Below are 16,457 nucleotides of genomic sequence, written 5' to 3' on the forward strand. Positions count from 1 at the left end.
AATCCGGATGCTCAGTTGCTGACAACACTAATTTCAGCGGTGAACCGACACTTTTATCCACCCACCGTGTTGTCCTTGCAAGACGGGCAGGCTGAGCGGTATTCTTAATAATCATTTTTGCTCAATTTAGATCATGATTGTCCAAGCCTTGTCCCCTGGGCTCAGCAGGAAAGCCCGAACATTTCCCTGATCTCTGCAGGAGGTTCTACCTATGATTCAGCTTCCGACCCAACTGATTCGCCTGGGCGCGCAGGCCGACAGCAAAGAGGCCGCCATCCGTCAGGTCGCGGCGCTCCTGGCCGACGCTGGCCGTACCGACCCCGCCTATGTGCAGGGCATGCTGGACCGTGAGGCACAGGTCAGCACCTATCTGGGCAGTGGGATCGCCATTCCGCATGGCACCCCAGACACCCGGCATCTGATCCGCCAGACCGGGATTGCCGTGCTGCAACTGCCCGGCGGAGTGGACTGGGACGGCGACCGGGCACGGCTGGTGGTCGGCATCGCGGCGGCCAGCGACGAGCACCTGGATATCCTGCGCCAGCTCACCCGCGTACTGAACAACCCCGAACTGGTCGAACGTCTCAGCACCACCCACGACCCGGCCGAGGTTCAAGCGGCGCTGGGTGCCCCAGCCGTTCATACTCCCGCTGAGGCCGCAACAGCACCGGCACCCAGCGCCCCAGTTGCCCCGGCCCTGCCCTACACCGCCCGCGTGACCCTGCCCAACCCGCAGGGCATGCACGCCCGCCCAGCCACCCGGCTGGCGCAGCTCGTCAAGGCCCAAGGCGGCCAACTGCGCCTGGCCCGCGAAGGTGAGCCGAACAGTGCCGACGCCACGCGGCTGATGGAAGTGCTGGCGCTGGGCCTGAAACAGGGCACGCCTCTGGTGCTGAGCAGCGACCGCGAAGCGCTGCTCCAAGCGGCCACCGACGCCGTACGCTCCGGTCTGGGGGACGACTTGAGTGCTGCGCAGCAGCCAGCAGCCCCCACCCGACGTGAGCCTGCGTGGACACCGCAGCAGGTGAGGGCCACCCTGGAGGGCGTCCCGGCCTCCGAGGGTCTGGTGTCGGGTCCGGTGCGGCAGTTCCGGGCGCAGGCGCTGGAGGTGCAGGACGCCCCGGAAGACCCCGCCCAGAGCGCCGCGGCCCTGGACCGGGCGCTGAGCGCCGCGCGGGCCGACCTGGACCTGACCATTCAGGATGTGCAGGCCCGGTTCGGGGCCGAGAAGGCCGCTATCTTCCGCGCCCATCAGGAGCTGCTGGACGATACCGGCGTGTTGGAAGAGGCCGCCGCCCTGATGCTGGATGGTCACGGCGCAGCCTGGGCCTATCAGCAGGTGACCGCTGGGCGCATCGCCGCCCTGGAACGGCTGGATGACCCCGTACTGGCAGGCCGCGCCGTGGACCTGAGTGACGTGCAGCGCCGGGTCCTGCGCCACCTGCTGGGCCTGGGCACCGAGCAGGCGATGGATACGGGCGAGCCGTTTATCTTGCTGGCGCCTGACCTGACCCCCAGCGACACGGCCCGGCTGAGTCTGGACACCCTGCTAGGCTTTGCCACCGAAGTCGGCGGACCCACCAGCCACACGGCGATTATGGCGCGCGGCCTGGGGGTACCCGCCGTGGTGGCTGCGGGCGCTGGCCTGCGCGATATCCCTGACGGGACACCCGCCATTCTGGATGGCAGCAGCGGACGGCTGTACCTTGACCCTTCACCCACCGATCTGCAGGCGGCGCAGGCGCAGCGCGAGCGGCTGGAGGCTGTCCGCCAGGCGGCCTACCAGGGACGGATGCAGCCTGGCGCCACCCGCGACGGCACCCACATTGAAGTGGCCGCCAACGTGAACCGCGCCGCCGACGCGCAGGCGGCACTGGACGCCGGGGCCGAGGGCGTGGGACTGATGCGGACCGAGTTTCTGTTTCTGGAAAGCGACCACGCCCCCACCGAGGCCGAGCAGGAACGCGAATACCGCGCGATGGCGCAGGCGCTGGGGGACCGCACCCTGGTGATTCGTACCCTTGATATCGGCGGGGATAAGGAAGTGCCTTATCTGGGCCTGGCCCATGAGGACAATTCTTTCCTCGGCATCCGCGGCATCCGGCTGTGCTTTGAGCGCCCGGACCTCTTTTTGCCGCAATTGCGGGCCATCGTCCGGGTCGCGGGGGACCACCCGAATGTTCATGTCATGTTTCCGATGATTGCCACCCTGGCTGATCTGCGCCGCGCCAAGGCCATGCTGGACGACGTCCGCGCCGAGCTGAATGTACCGCCTATCCCAGTGGGCGTGATGATCGAAGTGCCCTCGGCAGCGCTGCTGGCCCGTGAACTGGCCCCCGAAGTGGACTTTTTCAGTGTGGGAACGAACGACCTGACGGGCTATACCCTGGCGATGGACCGCCTGCACCCGCTGCTGGCGGCGCAGACCGACGCCATGCACCCTGCCGTGCTGCGCTTGATCGCCGTGACTGCCGAGGCTGCCCAGGCCCACGGCAAATGGGTGGGAGTGTGCGGCGGCGCTGCAGGCGAAGCGGTGGGCGCTCTCGTGTTGGCTGGGCTGGGCGTGCGTGAACTGTCAGTGAGTACCCCAGCCGTGGCCACCGTCAAGGCGGCGCTGCGGGAATATGACCTGGCGCAGTTGCAGGCCCTGGGACGCGAGGCGCTGGCCCAGCCCGACGCTGCCGGCGTCCGCGCTCTGGCCGAGGAGCTGCTCTCTAGGACCAAGGAGATGAACGCATGAGGGTCCTGACGGTCACCCCCAACCCGGCGCTGGACCTGACGGTGCAGGCCCCTGGTTGGCAGCCAAGTGCAGTGAACGTGGTGGACCGCGCCCAGACCGACGCGGGCGGCAAAGGCGTGAACGTGGCCGCTGTACTGGCCGACTGGGCCGCGCACGGGGAAAGCACTATTGAACTCAGCGCGGCGGGCTGGTTGGGCCAGGGCAACGCCAGCCCCTTTGAGGAGCTGTTCCGGGAGCGCGGCATTCAGGACCATTTTATGCGGGTGCCGGGCGAGACACGCCTGGGGCTGAAGATCGTGGACCCCCTCAGTCAGAGCACCACCGACTTCAACCTGCCGGGCGTGCAGGTCACTCCAGAGCAAGTGGCCGCCCTCACTGCCAACCTGCGTCGTCTGGCGCCGCAGCACAGTGCGGTCGTGCTGTCTGGTAGCCTCCCGCCGGGCGTGCCGAGTGACTTTTACGCTGAACTGATCCAGGCACTCCGCACCCCGGCTGGCCCCCTGCTGGCCGTGGACACCAGCGGCGCGGCACTGACGGCTGTCCTGAACGCACCGCAGCTGCCGCAGCTGCTCAAGCCCAACATTCACGAACTGGAGGCGGCCCTGGGCCGCGAACTGCCTAGCGACGCCGAACGTCTGGCCGCCACCCACGAACTGCTGAACCGGGGGGCCGAGTGGGTGGCCCTCTCGCTGGGTGAGGAGGGAGCCTGGCTGGTCTGGAACGGCGGCGCCGTTCTCGCCCGCCCGCCCCAGGTGGCCGTGGTGAGCACTGTGGGTGCTGGAGACGCGATGGTGGCTGGTCTGGTATCGGCCCGGCTGGAGGGCCTGAGTCCCGCTGACGCTCTGCGCCGCGCCACTGCGTTCAGCGCCGGAAACGTCACCCGCCTGGGAGCTGGCCTGCCGCCCCATGCGGACCTCTTGGCCCTGCAACAACAGGTGCAGATCCAACCTCAGTTACGAGAACAAGGAGAACTGTAATGGCCCAGATTGCCTTTTATACCGACGACCTCCCGCAGAGCCGCATGACCCGCGCCCTGGCTGCCCAGGCGCTGCAACGGGCCGCCGAGGCGCGCGGCCACCAGCTCAGGGTGCTTCAGTCTTCCACGGCCGCCGACCTCAGCGGAGCGGATACCCTGCTCTGGGCTTCTGACAGTGCTCCTCCGGCCCACTCCGGAACTGTGATGCGCACCTCCCCTGCCGAGCTTATTGCGGACGCGGCTGGCGTCTTGGACCGCGCCGGCCTGGGCAACACTGGCGCAGTGAATACCTCCGGCACCACTGTTCAGACGGTCAGTGCGCCGGTCACTCCTACCTCAGTCAGTGCGGCCCCAGCGACTCCCGCCCCAGCGGCAGCCACCGTCAGCAGCACTGGTCCCAGCGTGGTCGGGGTCACTTCCTGCCCCACCGGCATCGCCCACACCTTCATGGCCGCCGAGGGGTTGGAAGGCGGCGCAAAAGCCCTGGGCCGAACCGTCAAGATCGAGACTCAGGGCAGCGTGGGGGCCGGCAACGCCCTGAGCGCCGAAGAGATCGCCGGGGCCGACGTGGTGATTATCGCCGCCGACACCAACGTGGACCTCAGCCGCTTTGCGGGCAAGCGGGTGTACCAGACCGGGACCAAGCCGGCCATCCGCGACGGGCAGGCCGTAGTGCAGCGTGCCTTGGACGAAGCCCCTGTCTACGGCGCAGCAACTGGCGGGGATTTCGTAGCACAGGCCGCCGCCGCCAAAGCGGCCAAGAACGAGGCCGCAGCGGGCCAAGGTCTGGGCGGCGAAATCTACAAGCACCTGATGACCGGCGTCAGCCACATGCTGCCGCTGGTGGTGGCGGGCGGCCTCCTGATCGCGCTGGCCTTTGCTTTTGGAGGCATCAGTGCCGAAGGACCATTCGCCCAGGCCCTGATGACCATCGGCGGCGGAACCGGAGCGTTTGGCCTTTTCGTGCCTGTGCTGGCTGGTTATATCGCCTATTCCATCGCGGACCGTCCTGGTCTGGCGCCTGGGCTGGTCGGCGGCATGATGGCCGTATCCACCGGGTCCGGTTTTCTGGGCGGTATCGTGGCTGGATTTCTGGCAGGCTACATCGTCAAGTGGCTGAATAACGGCATTCGCCTACCGCGTACCCTGGAAGGGCTGAAACCCACCCTGCTGTTGCCGCTGCTGGGAACCATGTTCACCGGCCTGCTGATGATTTTCGTGCTGGGTGGCCCGATGGCCAGTGCCCTCACGGCAGCGACCAACTGGCTCAATAGCCTGGGCAACACTTCCGCGAGTGTCCTGGGCGCAGTCATCGGGGCCATGATGGCCTTCGACATGGGCGGCCCGATCAACAAAGCGGCTTACACCTTTAGCACTGGCCTGATTGACTCCAAGGTCTACGGCCCAATTGCCGCGGCAATGGCCGCCGGGATGACGCCACCGCTGGCGCTGTTCTTCGCCACCTTGATCTTCAAAAACCGCTTTACCCCCGACGAGCAGGAAGCGGGCAAGGCCGCCGGGGTGCTGGGCATTTCATTTATCACCGAAGGGGCGATTCCATTTGCGGCCCGTGACCCTCTGCGCGTCATTCCATCCCTGATGGCTGGCAGTGCCGTAGCCGGAGCGATCAGCATGGCGGCAGGCTGCTTGCTGCGCGCCCCGCACGGTGGCATTTTCGTGCTCGCCATTCCAGGGGCCGTAACAAATCTGCCCATGTACATCGTGGCCATCCTGGCCGGTACGCTGGTCAGCACCGTGATGCTGGGTCTGCTCAAGAAACCGCTGGAACGTAATGAACGCATCGTCGCTCAGGAGGAATCAGTGGCGACACCCAGCCACGAGTAACCGAACCTCCCTTCAACTGTCAACTGGCCCCGGCCGCTTGGTCGGCAGCGGGGCCAGCGCTTTTTTTGTCCGGTAAAAACGAACTTTGGCGCAGCAGGGCTTCGGCCTGTCAATTGACAGGCCCCCTCCCGGCAGCCTAAGCTGCCTCTACTGATGTTTGTTGATGTGCACCATCATTGCCGCTAGCCACGTCCCGGAACGGGAAGGTGGCCAGTCCAAGGTGCCTTCTTCCGAGTTTCCAAACCGCATGCCCCCCGGAAAGCCACCTCAGGCGCCGGGGGGCGTGCCTTTGGAGCCTCATGATCCAATCTGACACCACTTCTGGACCCCGCCTGAAGATCGCCATGCAAAAGTCGGGCCGCCTGAGCGACGATACCCTGTCGCTGCTGCAAGCCAGTGGAGTGCGGTTCAACCTGCAAAGCGCCAAGCTGATCGCCCACGCCGAGGGCTGGCCGATTGATCTGCTGCGTGTCCGTGATGACGATATTCCCGGCCTGGTCATGGACGGCGTGGTGGACCTGGGCATCGTGGGTGAAAACGTGTTGGAAGAGGTGCGGCTAGAGCGTCTCCAGACCGGCAGCCCCGCCGATTACCAGGCCCTGCGCTCACTCGACTTCGGGCACTGCCGCCTGAGCATCGCTACCCGCCTTGAGGAACATGGCAGCGCCGCTTTGGAAGGCCGCCGCATCGCCACGACCTATCCTTATCTGCTGCGCGACTGGCTGCGCCGTGAGGGCCTGAACGCCAGCCCGGTGGTCCTGACCGGCTCGGTGGAGGTGGCTCCCCGCGCGGGCTTGGCCGACGCCATCTGTGATCTGGTCAGCACCGGGGCCACACTGGAGGCGAACGGTCTGCGCGAGCAACAGGTGATTTTCCGCTCCCAGGCCCAGCTGATCGGGCGTCCCGGCGACCTGTCCCAGGGGCAGCAGGCCACGCTGGACCGTATCCTGCGGCGCCTGGACGGGGTGCAGCAGGCCCGCGAAAGCAAATACATCATGCTGCATGCGCCCAAAGAGCGCTTAGAAGAAGTGACTGCCCTACTGCCCGCCGATCACCCCACCGTCCTGCCGCTGGGCCACACCGACACCGAAGTGGCCGTTCACGCGGTCAGCACCGAGAACCTGTTTTGGGAGACGATGGAGCAACTGCGCGAACTGGGCTGCTCTTCCATCCTGGTGCTGCCCATCGAGAAGATGCTGTGACCACTGCTCCGCTCTCCCCCATGAGGAACCTGCCATGACCTATCTCTCTGTCCCCCCCATCACCCGCTGGGCTGAGTTGGATGCCGCTCAGCGCCGTGAGCTGCTGCAGCGGCCCGCGCAGGCTGCCGAAAGTCAGACCGTGACCCGTGTGCAAGGCATCCTGCAGCAAGTACGGGCAGAAGGTGACGCGGCGCTGCAGCGACTGACCGCGCAGTTTGACCGAGTGGAGTTGCCCACGCCCCGGCTGACCCCAGGGCAGGTCGAAGTCCAGGCGGCCCGCGTCCCCGCCGAGGTCCGTGCCGCTATTGACGCCGCTTACGACAACATCTATGCCTTCCACGCTGCCCAGCAGCCCCGGCCTGTGACGGTCGAAACGCAGCCAGGCGTGATCTGCGAGCTGCGCTACGCTCCACTGCAACGGGTAGGACTCTACATTCCTGGCGGCAGCGCCGTGTTGCCTTCCAGCGTGCTTATGCTGGGCATTCCGGCGGCGCTGGCAGGCTGTCAGCACCTGGTGCTGTGTAGCCCGCCCGGCGCAGATGGCCTGCTCTCACCAGCGGTATGCTACGCCGCCACAAAAGTTGGCGTGACCGATGTGGTGGCCGTGGGCGGAGCACAGGCCGTAGCGGCCTTGGCCTACGGCACCGAAAGTGTGCCCCGCGTGGACAAGATTTTCGGGCCAGGCAACGCTTACGTCACCGCCGCCAAAACCCTGGTGAGCAGCGAAGCGGGCGGCCCGGCCATTGATATGCCCGCCGGACCTTCAGAACTGCTGATCGTAGCGGATAAAACTGCCGACGCCGCCTTCCTGGCCGCCGATCTACTGTCGCAGGCCGAGCACGGCGCCGACTCACAGGTGATTCTCGTGAGTTCCAGCGCCGCAGTGCTGGAGGCCACCTGCCACGAGCTGGCGAGGCAACTGGACCGCCTGCCACGCCGTGACATCGCTGCCCGCGCCCTGACCGCCTGCCGCCTGATCCTGACCGGCAGCCTGGACGAAGCCATCAAAGTGGCCGACGACTACGCCCCCGAACACCTCAGCCTGCAGACCGAGCGGGCTGCCGAGCAGGCTGGGCAGATTCGCGCCGGATCGGTCTTCGTCGGGCACTACGCGCCAGTCGCCGGCGGCGACTACGCTACCGGAACCAACCACGTCCTGCCCACCTACGGCGCGGCGCGGGCCTCTTCCAGCCTGGGACTACACGATTTCCTGCGGCGCTATACCGTGCAAACACTCAGCCACTCCGGCCTGAAAGCCCTGGCCCCCACTGTGACGGCCCTGGCCCGTGAAGAAGGACTTGAGGCACATGCGCGGGCCATAGAAGCGCGTCTCAACCTCTAAGCCGCGGCAGACCTCCGCATCCCATTTCTATTGATAACGCGGTAAGTTCACGACAGAGTTAGACTGAAACCGTGAGTGAGGTTTGGCGGCCCAGCCGATGGACACGTCAGCAGATGGAAGAGCGGCGACTCGCCGCTCTTCCGATGCTCTCCGATATGACCCTGTCCTCCAAGACGATTGCCCAGCGTTTTGGTGTCAGCGCCAGCACTGTTCGTACCTGGCGGCAGCGCTTACGACATGGCGATACCCTTGAAGCTACTTTCTCCTCTGGACGTCCCTCCTTTCTCACCGATCACCAAGTGGCTGAAATCATGGCGATGATTGAGGCAGGGCCAGATCCACAGCGTTTTCCAGACGGGCGCTGGACTACCGCACGTATTCGCGACGAGATTGGATGCAGATATGGTGTCTGGTATGACCACGACTGGGTCGGAAAGCTGCTGTTACGCTGGGGCTTTTCCTGGCAGAAAGCAGAAAAACGCCCGTTGGAACAGAATGCTGAGCAGGTCGACGCTTGGCTGGAAGCAGAGCTTCCAGTCCTGGAAAAAAAAGATAGATGATGGTGAAACCATCGTCTGGGCCGATGAAGTCGGAATCAGTATGAAGCCCGTGATTGGCAACACCTGGGCCACGCGTGGTCAGACCCCAGTGATTCTGGCCAAGACCAATTGGAAAAAGCTCTCCGTGATTGGCGGGATTACGTCTAAGGGCCAGTTTTTCCAGCAGACACACGAAGGGTCGGTCAAAGCGATGGGCTTCATCGCATTTTTGACGCATCTGATGCGACACATCAAGGGGAAGATCACTGTTGTGGTGGACAACGCTAAAATCCATAAGGCGAAGGCCGTTTCGGCCTTCGTATCACAACATGAACGACTGAGCCTAACGTACCTGCCACCGTACAGCCCTGAACTCAACCCCATTGAACGAGTGTGGGCCTATGTCAAACACCACCAACTCGCCAATTTTTGCCCAGAGACGCTGGAGCAACTCAAGGCTTACCTCCGTACGGTATGGCCGAAAATCCGCTATCGGCAACTCCCAGCCAAATTGCTAGGTATCTACCCTGAAGTGTTACCGACTTAGCACGTCATCAATAAAGGACAACATGACCATGACCTTACCCCGCCCCACCCTCTTTATTGACCGCGACGGCACGCTGGTGCTGGAGCCGCTGCCCGACAAGCAGCTGGACGCCCTTCACAAGCTGGAATTCGAGCCGCTGGTCATTCCCGCGCTACGCGACCTGCAAGCCGCCGGATTCCGGTTGGTGCTGGTCAGCAACCAAGACGGCCTCGGCACGGACAGCTTTCCCCAGGCCGACTTTGACGCGCCGCAGCGGATGATGCTGGACATTTTCAGGTCGCAGGGCGTGACCTTTGATGCCGCATACATTTGCCCGCACTTTCCCGAAGACCACTGCGACTGCCGCAAGCCGAAAGTCGGCCTGGTGCTGGACGAACTGCGGGAACGCCGCTTCGATACGGAGCGCTCCTACGTGATCGGGGACCGTCAGACTGACTTGGAATTGGCAGAGAATATGGGCATTCAGGGCCTGCTTTACCGCCGGGGCGGCGTAGAAGGCGGGCAAACCTGGCCGCAGATCGCTGCCGCGCTGCTGGGCCGTGAGCGGGTGACCGAAGTGCGCCGCACCACCCGCGAGACGGACATCACCGTCCGGGTGAACCTGGACCAGGGTGGCCCCATTCGGATCGGGACGGGCTTGGGCTTCTTTGATCACATGCTGGACCAGATCGCCACGCACGGCGGCTTCTCGCTGGAAGTGGCGGTGACCGGCGACCTGCACATCGACGAACACCACACCGTTGAGGACACTGCACTGGCGCTGGGCCAAGCGCTGAAGGAAGCGCTGGGCGACAAGCGCGGCATCGGGCGCTTCGGTTTCGTCCTCCCGATGGACGAGGTGCGGGCTGAATGTGCCCTGGACCTGTCGGGACGGCCTTACCTGGTGTTTGACGCCCACTTTACCCGCGAGAAGGTAGGGGAGCTGGATACCAGCTTGGTAGAGCATTTCTTCCAGAGCCTCAGCCAAACGCTGGGGGCCACGCTGCACCTCAGCGTCTCGGACGGCGGCAACGCGCACCATCAGGTCGAGAGTCTGTTCAAGGTGTTCGGGCGGGCGCTGCGCCAGTGCATCCGCCGCGAAGGCAACGAACTGCCGAGCAGCAAGGGGGTGCTGTAGATGATCAGCGGTGCTGAGTTGAACCTGCCTAGGGTTAGAGGATTCGTGGCGGCAATGGCAATATCCAGCGCGGAGGTCCGCCGATGACCGACCTCGCCATCGTCAACACCCGCTGCGCCAACCTCGCTTCGGTCGTCTTCGCCTTTGAGCGCTTGGGCGTAGCGCCGCTGGTGACGGCCGACCCCACCGCGCTGCGGGCCGCCGGGCGGGTGCTGCTGCCAGGGGTAGGGACTGCTGGGGCCGCCATGCGAGAACTGGAGCGGCTGGGGCTGCCGGGCGTGCTGCGCGAACTGACCCAGCCGGTGCTGGGCATCTGCCTGGGGATGCAGCTGCTGACCCGCGAATCGGAAGAATCGGCGCGGAACGGCCTGAACCAGCCTGGCCTGGGCGTGATTGACGCGCCCACACGCCGTATGGAGGTCGGTGGGCTGACCCTGCCCCACATGGGCTGGAACCGCCTTGAGGTGACACGTCCTTCACCACTCTTAGAAGGTCTGGACGGAGCCTACGTGTATTACGTTCACTCCTACGCCGTGCCGGTAGGCGCGGCCACCCTGGCGCAGACCGGCTACGGCCAGCCCTTTAGCGCGGTGCTGGGTCAAGGTAACTTTTACGGGGCGCAGTTTCACCCGGAACGCTCCGGCCCGGCGGGAGCGCGGCTGCTGCAGAACTTTCTGAACCTGAACCCGCAGGCATCGGAGGCGCAAGGATGACTCCCCGGCAACGGATAGGGTCTGCCCCGCCGCCCTCCACACTTCTGGACACTCGCCGTCGCCCGGTGCAACCATGCTGATTCCTGCCCTGGACCTGATCGGCGGCGAAGTGGTGCGGCTGTATCAGGGTGATTTTGCCCAGAAGACGGTCTATGCTCCTGATCCCCTGCCGCTGGCACTGGCATATCAGGCAGCGGGCGCGGGCCTGCTGCACCTGGTGGACCTGGACGGGGCCCGCGCCCCGGCGCGTAGGCAACTCGCCCTGCTCACCCGCCTGAGCCGTGAGCTGACGTTGCCCCTGCAAGTCGGCGGCGGCCTGCGGACCACCGAAGACATCAAAGGGCTGCTGGGCAGCGGCGTTTCACGCGCCGTAGTGGGCAGCGCCGCCATCGCGGACCCGGCCCAGGCCGCCGCCTGGCTGCGCGAATTCGGCCCTGAGCGGCTCACGCTGGCGCTGGACCTGCGCCTGGAAGCAGATGGCCGCCGCACCCTGCTCACCCACGGCTGGCAAGCGGGCAGTGAGCGCAGTCTGGACGATTTCCTGGCCGAGCTGCGCCGCCAGGGTGTGACGCCCCGGCACATCCTCTGCACCGACATTTCCAAGGACGGCACCCTCAGCGGCCCCAATACGGCGCTCTATACGGCGCTGGTCCGTGAGTACCCGGCTTTGCAGTGGCAGGCATCCGGCGGTGTCTCCAGCCTGAACGACATCGCCGCACTGCGGGCCGCCGGGGTGGCGGGCGTCATCCTGGGCAAATCACTGCTGACTGGGCAGTTCACGCTCGCGCAGGCCCAGCAGGTCTGGCAAGGAGAAGACACATGACCTCATCTACCCTCACCCGCCGAATTATTCCCTGCCTGGACGTTCGCAGCGGCCAGGTTGTCAAGGGCGTCCAGTTCCGCAACCACGAGGTGGTGGGCGACCCGGTGGCCCTGGCGCAGCGTTACGCCCAGGCGGGCGCCGACGAACTGGTGTTCTATGACATCACCGCGTCCAGCGATGGCCGGACTGTGGGCAAAGAATGGGTACAGGACATCGCCCGCGTCATTGACATTCCCTTTTGTGTGGCGGGCGGCATCCGCAGCGTGGACCAGGCCCGTGAAGTGCTGAGCCGCGGCGCCGACAAGATCTCGGTCAACTCGCCCGCCTTGCAGGACCCAGATCTGATTGCGGCCCTGGTCGAAGAGTTCGGGCAGCAGTGCGTGGTGGTGGGCATTGATTCCTTTCAGGACGATGCGGGCAATTACCGTGTCTACCAATTTACCGGCGACGAGAGCCGCACCCAGCAAACCGAGTGGCAGACGCTGGACTGGGTACGCGAAGCTGTGCGGCGCGGTGCTGGCGAGATTGTCCTGAATTGCATGAACCGTGACGGCGTGCGCCAGGGCTACGACGTGGCGCAGCTGGCCGCCGTGCGCGCCGTGTGCCCAGTGCCCTTGATTGCGTCGGGTGGTGCCGGGGCCATTTCTCACTTTACCGATGTCTTTGACCAAGCAGGTGTAGACGGCGCCTTGGCTGCCTCGGTCTTCCACAAGGGCCTGATTGAGATGGACGACCTCAAAACAGAGCTGGCACAGGCCGGTGTAAGCGTCCGGCCCACCTACGCTGAGCGCAGTGCAACCTCTGCCGAAAGGAACATCCCATGACCCATCCTCAACTTGACCCCGCTGGCCTAGATTTCGGCAAGATGGACGGTCTACTGCCCTGCGTCGTGCAGGACGCCGACACAGCCCAGGTGCTGATGCTGGGCTACATGAACGAAGCGGCGCTGCGCCAGACCCTGAAGACCGGGCACGTCACCTTTTTCAGTCGCAGCAAGGGGAGGCTCTGGACCAAAGGCGAGAGTTCCGGGCATGTTCTGAAGCTGGTTCGCCTGGGTACCGACTGCGACAACGACGCCCTGCTGGTGCTGGCCCGTCCACACGGCCCTACCTGCCACACTGGAACAGTGAGCTGTTTTCGGGTTGATCCTCCGGCGCTGGAAATGCTGGGCACCCTGGAACGCACCGTGCAGGGTCGCCGGGACGCTGATCCACACGGCAGCTACACGGCCCGGCTACTTCAGGGCGAACCTCGCCGCGCTGCCCAGAAGGTGGGTGAGGAGGGGGTCGAAGTGGCGCTGGCCGCAGTCACTCAGGGCGATGAAGAACTGCTGGGTGAAAGCGCCGACCTTTTGTATCACCTGCTGGTCGTGTTGGCGCTGCGCGGACTGCGGTTGGAAGATGTCGTGACGGTCCTGCGCTTACGGTCACGCTGAACCCAGTCCTGGGGAAGGGGGAAGTTTGAGCCTTGCCCAGAATCAACCACCTTCCTGATTGCCCAGATTTGATGTGCCGATCCAGCGGCGCCATAGCCTGATTCTCTGACAGAAATGTCAATTTGGCTGTCCTCCGGATGAGCCATGAACTGCAGTGCAGTTCCAAGCTCTCCGGTTTTTGTTGTCCAAATGATTCAAATCTACGTGCTGGCCGGGCTTCATCCGATCTTCAGAATGGACAGTTGGTTAAGCTGCAATTCACGACTGTGGCGAAAATCACCCATAGCCTTGGCAGCATAAGGAGTACTTATGAACCTACAAGATCAATTCAGTGCATTTTTCTCTAACCGTGTGGTTGAACTGCTGGCCGGAGCCGTCGGTCTGAACCCGGCCCAAGCTCAGATGGCCCTGCGCGCAATTTTGCCCCGTCAGCTGGATCACCTGGCCGACCTGGCCGACAATCCACAGACCGCCGTCGGCTTGGGCGACCTGTGGAGCATGGGGGACCTCTCGAACGACCCCGAAACGGCCCTGAGCTCCCCTGAAGGCATCAGCCGTCTGGAAAACCTGGGGCAGACCATGAGCAACCGTCTATTCGGCAATGGTGGCACCGGCAACTGGCTGGGCGACGCCGCGCAGCTGATTGATGGCAACCAGAATGCTGCGACTCGCCTGAGCAACCTGGCCTTGCCTCTGCTCCTGAGCTTCCTGGGCCGCAGTGGCGTGACCGCGCAGAATGCTGCCAGCCAACTGACCGGTATGCGCGGCGCCCTGAGCGCCATGCTGCCCACAGCTGGATTGGCCGCTGGCACTGCTTCCGTGACCCCCAACCTGGGCAAAGGCGAAGTGATTGACTCGGTGGTCGCCCGCCCCGAGGTGGAAGTAGAGCGCGGCGCACCTGTGGCCGCCGCTGCCCCTACCCCAACCCCCGAGCCTGAGCGTCACCTGGAAGCCGTACCCCCAGCGCCCGTGGTGACTGAGGAACGCAGCGGTTGCAACCCCCTGTGGCTGCTGCCCCTGCTGCTGCTGGCCGGTCTGGCCTGGTACTTGACGCAGAACCGCGCTGAACCCGTGCCTGCACCTACCCCGACCACCACCACCGAGCAGACCACCGAAACGACGACGACTGAGACCACCACGGCAACAAGCACGGCGGATGAGGGCATTGTGGTCGCCAATGTGCAGGACGGAGCCGACCTGCCGATTGAGCCGTTCGTCCTGAGCGGAACCGCTCCAGCCGACGAAGTGATCACCATCACCAATCAAGACGGTGAAGTCCTGGCCACCGAAACGGCAGATGCCAGCGGCAACTGGGAAGCCCAGATGCCCGCCCCGCTGGAAGGCACCAACACCTACACCCTGACCGGTACTCCCAGCAACGCCACCAGCGAGTTTGCTGTGAACGGTGTGGCCGGCGCAGCAGCGACCGAAGGTGCAGCAGAGACGACCGGAGCGACCACCACGACTGAGACTGCTGTGGTTCCTGTGGAGATCACCGATCCTGCCAGTGGCGCTGCTGTAGCCGCAGAGTCCTTCAACATTTCCGGTACGGGCCAGCCTAATGCCAGCTACTCACTGTTTGAAGATGGCGTCAATGTTGGCACCTTCTTTGCCGATGAAACCGGTGCCTGGACGGCAGACATCACCGCCGCTCAAGAAGGTGAACGCAACTACATCCTGGTGGACGAGAACGGCAACCAAGTGGCTGAACTGCCCGTGGTCGTGAACGCTCCAGTGGCCTCGGCCGACTGCTCGGTCAACGATGTTCTGACGCTCTCGCTGGCTGACGGCGATACCGTAAGTGCACCCTTCCGCTTTGGCGGTACCGGCAGCGCCGAGAGCTATCAGGTCCGCGTGTTCCGCGGAGCAGATCAGATCGGTGAGACGGAGGTAGACAACGGTGACAACTGTGCCTGGAGCTACCTGAGCCAGCCGGGCGGCAGAGAGGACGAAGTGGGTGAAATCCGTTATGAAGTGACCCCTGCTGGCGCTGATGCCCCCGAAGCCGACATCACCCTGAACGTGATTCAGAGCGGTGTGAACTTTGAGAACGGCGAGTACGTCGGCCCGACGGGCAACTAAGCGTTCTCCCTTTCCTAAAAAGCCCCTTCCCATACAGCGTGGGAAGGGACTTTTCTTGATGACTGCTGAGGGCTTTAGTTTGATGCTTCCCAAAATTCCTGCACTACCCCTGGCAAGTGACCTGGGTCCATCAAGAAAGCGTCGTGACCGTGGGGACTATGCAGCTCCCAGTACTCACCGAAGGGCAACGTGGTCACCGAATCACGCACTTCCCGCGCCGTATACAGCAGATCACTGGAGATACCGATACCCAGCACCGGAACCCGAATACTTGCCAATTCGCGGGCACTCGGCTGAAAGGCATCCATCGCCTGCGTGATGGCCAGATAGCTTTCCTCACTGAAACGGGCGGCCAGCTTTTCACCGTGATGCTGCAGGTAGCCCACCACTGGCTGCTCACCACTGGCGCGGTGTGGCTGCTTCTGGGCCAGACTTTCGGGGCTGCGGTAACTCAGTATGGCGATCTGGCGGGCCACCTTCAGGCCTTCACCACCAGGCGCCAGGGCAATGGCGTTCCGGGCTGCGGTATTCAGCCCCACTGCCCAGGGCGAGTGCCGCGCCGGGGCGGCAACGATCACGGCCCGGTCCACCATGTCAGGATTTTCCAGCAGCCAGGCATAGGCCAGCATACCGCCCATGCTGCACCCCACGATCTTGACCCGCCGCACGCCCAGATGCTCCAGCAATGCCCGGCCCGCCCGCGCCATGTCGCGCAGGCTGAGGGTCGCGCCCGGCGGCAGGTCTTCGGGGCCACTGCTCCCGTTGCAGCCGCCCAACACATTGCCGCAAATGATGAACTCGCGGCTGGGATCGAGCGGACGGCCCACACCCAGAAAGTCGGGCCACCAGGCGTGCACGGCGCTGTCACCCGTCAGGGCGTGCAGCACCAGCACCGCTTCTTCGGCGGGGCGGCCATAGGTATGATAGTTCACCTGAATGTCGTTGACCGCCAAGCCGCAGTCCAGCAGCAGCGGCCCCGCGCGGAACAGCTTGACGTGCGCGAACGACACCTGTGAACGCACCGCCGCTTCTTGCACCATCGGAGATTCGGAGTAATCGTAGTCGAAGCTGGGTCTGGTCAGAGACGCGGTCATGT

Annotated in this window: 13 protein-coding genes; 12 read left to right on the forward strand and 1 reads right to left on the reverse strand. The window is 64.4% G+C overall.

The features are described from left to right. The first annotated feature begins 211 nt into the window (after positions 1–211). From ptsP to LMT64_RS11610, 12 genes are all read left to right on the forward strand, one after another. Positions 212–2,740, forward strand: coding sequence for a phosphoenolpyruvate--protein phosphotransferase (gene ptsP / locus LMT64_RS11555; RefSeq protein ID WP_126352667.1), 2,529 nt, complete (start codon positions 212–214; stop codon positions 2,738–2,740). After that, a complete protein-coding gene (gene pfkB / locus LMT64_RS11560) occupies positions 2,737–3,717 on the forward strand; it encodes a 1-phosphofructokinase (protein ID WP_126352666.1) in 981 nt (326 codons plus the stop codon). The genes ptsP and pfkB overlap by 4 nt, the downstream gene beginning before the upstream one ends. Further along, positions 3,717–5,561 carry a PTS fructose transporter subunit IIC gene (locus LMT64_RS11565; RefSeq protein WP_126352665.1) on the forward strand — a complete coding sequence of 615 codons (1,845 nt, stop codon included), beginning with the start codon at positions 3,717–3,719 and terminating at the stop codon, positions 5,559–5,561. Before pfkB ends, LMT64_RS11565 begins: the two co-directional genes overlap by 1 nt. A 299-nt stretch (positions 5,562–5,860) precedes the next feature. Next, on the forward strand, positions 5,861–6,763 hold the full coding sequence (gene hisG / locus LMT64_RS11570; protein ID WP_126352664.1) for an ATP phosphoribosyltransferase: 903 nt from the start codon (positions 5,861–5,863) through the stop codon (positions 6,761–6,763). Positions 6,764–6,797: 34 nt separating this feature from the next. Further along, positions 6,798–8,105: a histidinol dehydrogenase gene (gene hisD, locus LMT64_RS11575; RefSeq protein ID WP_126352663.1), complete on the forward strand. Its 1,308-nt coding sequence runs from the start codon at positions 6,798–6,800 to the stop codon at positions 8,103–8,105. A gap of 113 nt (positions 8,106–8,218) precedes the next feature. Next, positions 8,219–9,191 (forward strand): IS630 family transposase gene (locus LMT64_RS11580; RefSeq protein WP_229253457.1). Its coding sequence is split into 2 segments (ribosomal slippage): positions 8,219–8,641 and positions 8,643–9,191, totalling 972 coding nucleotides; the frame shifts between segments, so codons are not numbered across the junction. Positions 9,192–9,219: 28 nt separating this feature from the next. Beyond that, positions 9,220–10,308, forward strand: coding sequence for a bifunctional histidinol-phosphatase/imidazoleglycerol-phosphate dehydratase HisB (gene hisB, locus LMT64_RS11585; protein WP_126352992.1), 1,089 nt, complete (start codon positions 9,220–9,222; stop codon positions 10,306–10,308). A gap of 83 nt (positions 10,309–10,391) precedes the next feature. Further along, a complete protein-coding gene (hisH, locus tag LMT64_RS11590; protein WP_126352988.1) occupies positions 10,392–11,021 on the forward strand; it encodes an imidazole glycerol phosphate synthase subunit HisH in 630 nt (209 codons plus the stop codon). 73 nt (positions 11,022–11,094) lie between these two features. Next, the gene (locus LMT64_RS11595) at positions 11,095–11,844 is read left to right on the forward strand and encodes a 1-(5-phosphoribosyl)-5-[(5-phosphoribosylamino)methylideneamino]imidazole-4-carboxamide isomerase (RefSeq protein WP_126352987.1); all 750 of its coding nucleotides are present in this window, start codon (positions 11,095–11,097) and stop codon (positions 11,842–11,844) included. Then, a complete protein-coding gene (hisF, locus tag LMT64_RS11600; protein WP_126352984.1) occupies positions 11,841–12,668 on the forward strand; it encodes an imidazole glycerol phosphate synthase subunit HisF in 828 nt (275 codons plus the stop codon). Before LMT64_RS11595 ends, hisF begins: the two co-directional genes overlap by 4 nt. Beyond that, positions 12,665–13,279 carry a bifunctional phosphoribosyl-AMP cyclohydrolase/phosphoribosyl-ATP diphosphatase HisIE gene (gene hisIE, locus LMT64_RS11605; RefSeq protein ID WP_126352982.1) on the forward strand — a complete coding sequence of 205 codons (615 nt, stop codon included), beginning with the start codon at positions 12,665–12,667 and terminating at the stop codon, positions 13,277–13,279. The genes hisF and hisIE overlap by 4 nt, the downstream gene beginning before the upstream one ends. A 309-nt stretch (positions 13,280–13,588) precedes the next feature. Next, the gene (locus tag LMT64_RS11610) at positions 13,589–15,361 is read left to right on the forward strand and encodes a DUF937 domain-containing protein (protein WP_126352980.1); all 1,773 of its coding nucleotides are present in this window, start codon (positions 13,589–13,591) and stop codon (positions 15,359–15,361) included. Positions 15,362–15,435: 74 nt separating this feature from the next. Here the strand turns inward: LMT64_RS11610 and LMT64_RS11615 are convergent, their stop codons facing one another. Continuing rightward, positions 15,436–16,455 carry a homoserine O-acetyltransferase family protein gene (locus LMT64_RS11615; RefSeq protein ID WP_126352978.1) on the reverse strand — a complete coding sequence of 340 codons (1,020 nt, stop codon included), beginning with the start codon at positions 16,453–16,455 and terminating at the stop codon, positions 15,436–15,438. Between the last annotated feature and the right edge of the window lie 2 nt (positions 16,456–16,457).

The organism is Deinococcus radiophilus (assembly GCF_020889625.1).
In the GTDB taxonomy this organism is placed as follows: Bacteria; Deinococcota; Deinococci; order Deinococcales; family Deinococcaceae; genus Deinococcus; species Deinococcus radiophilus.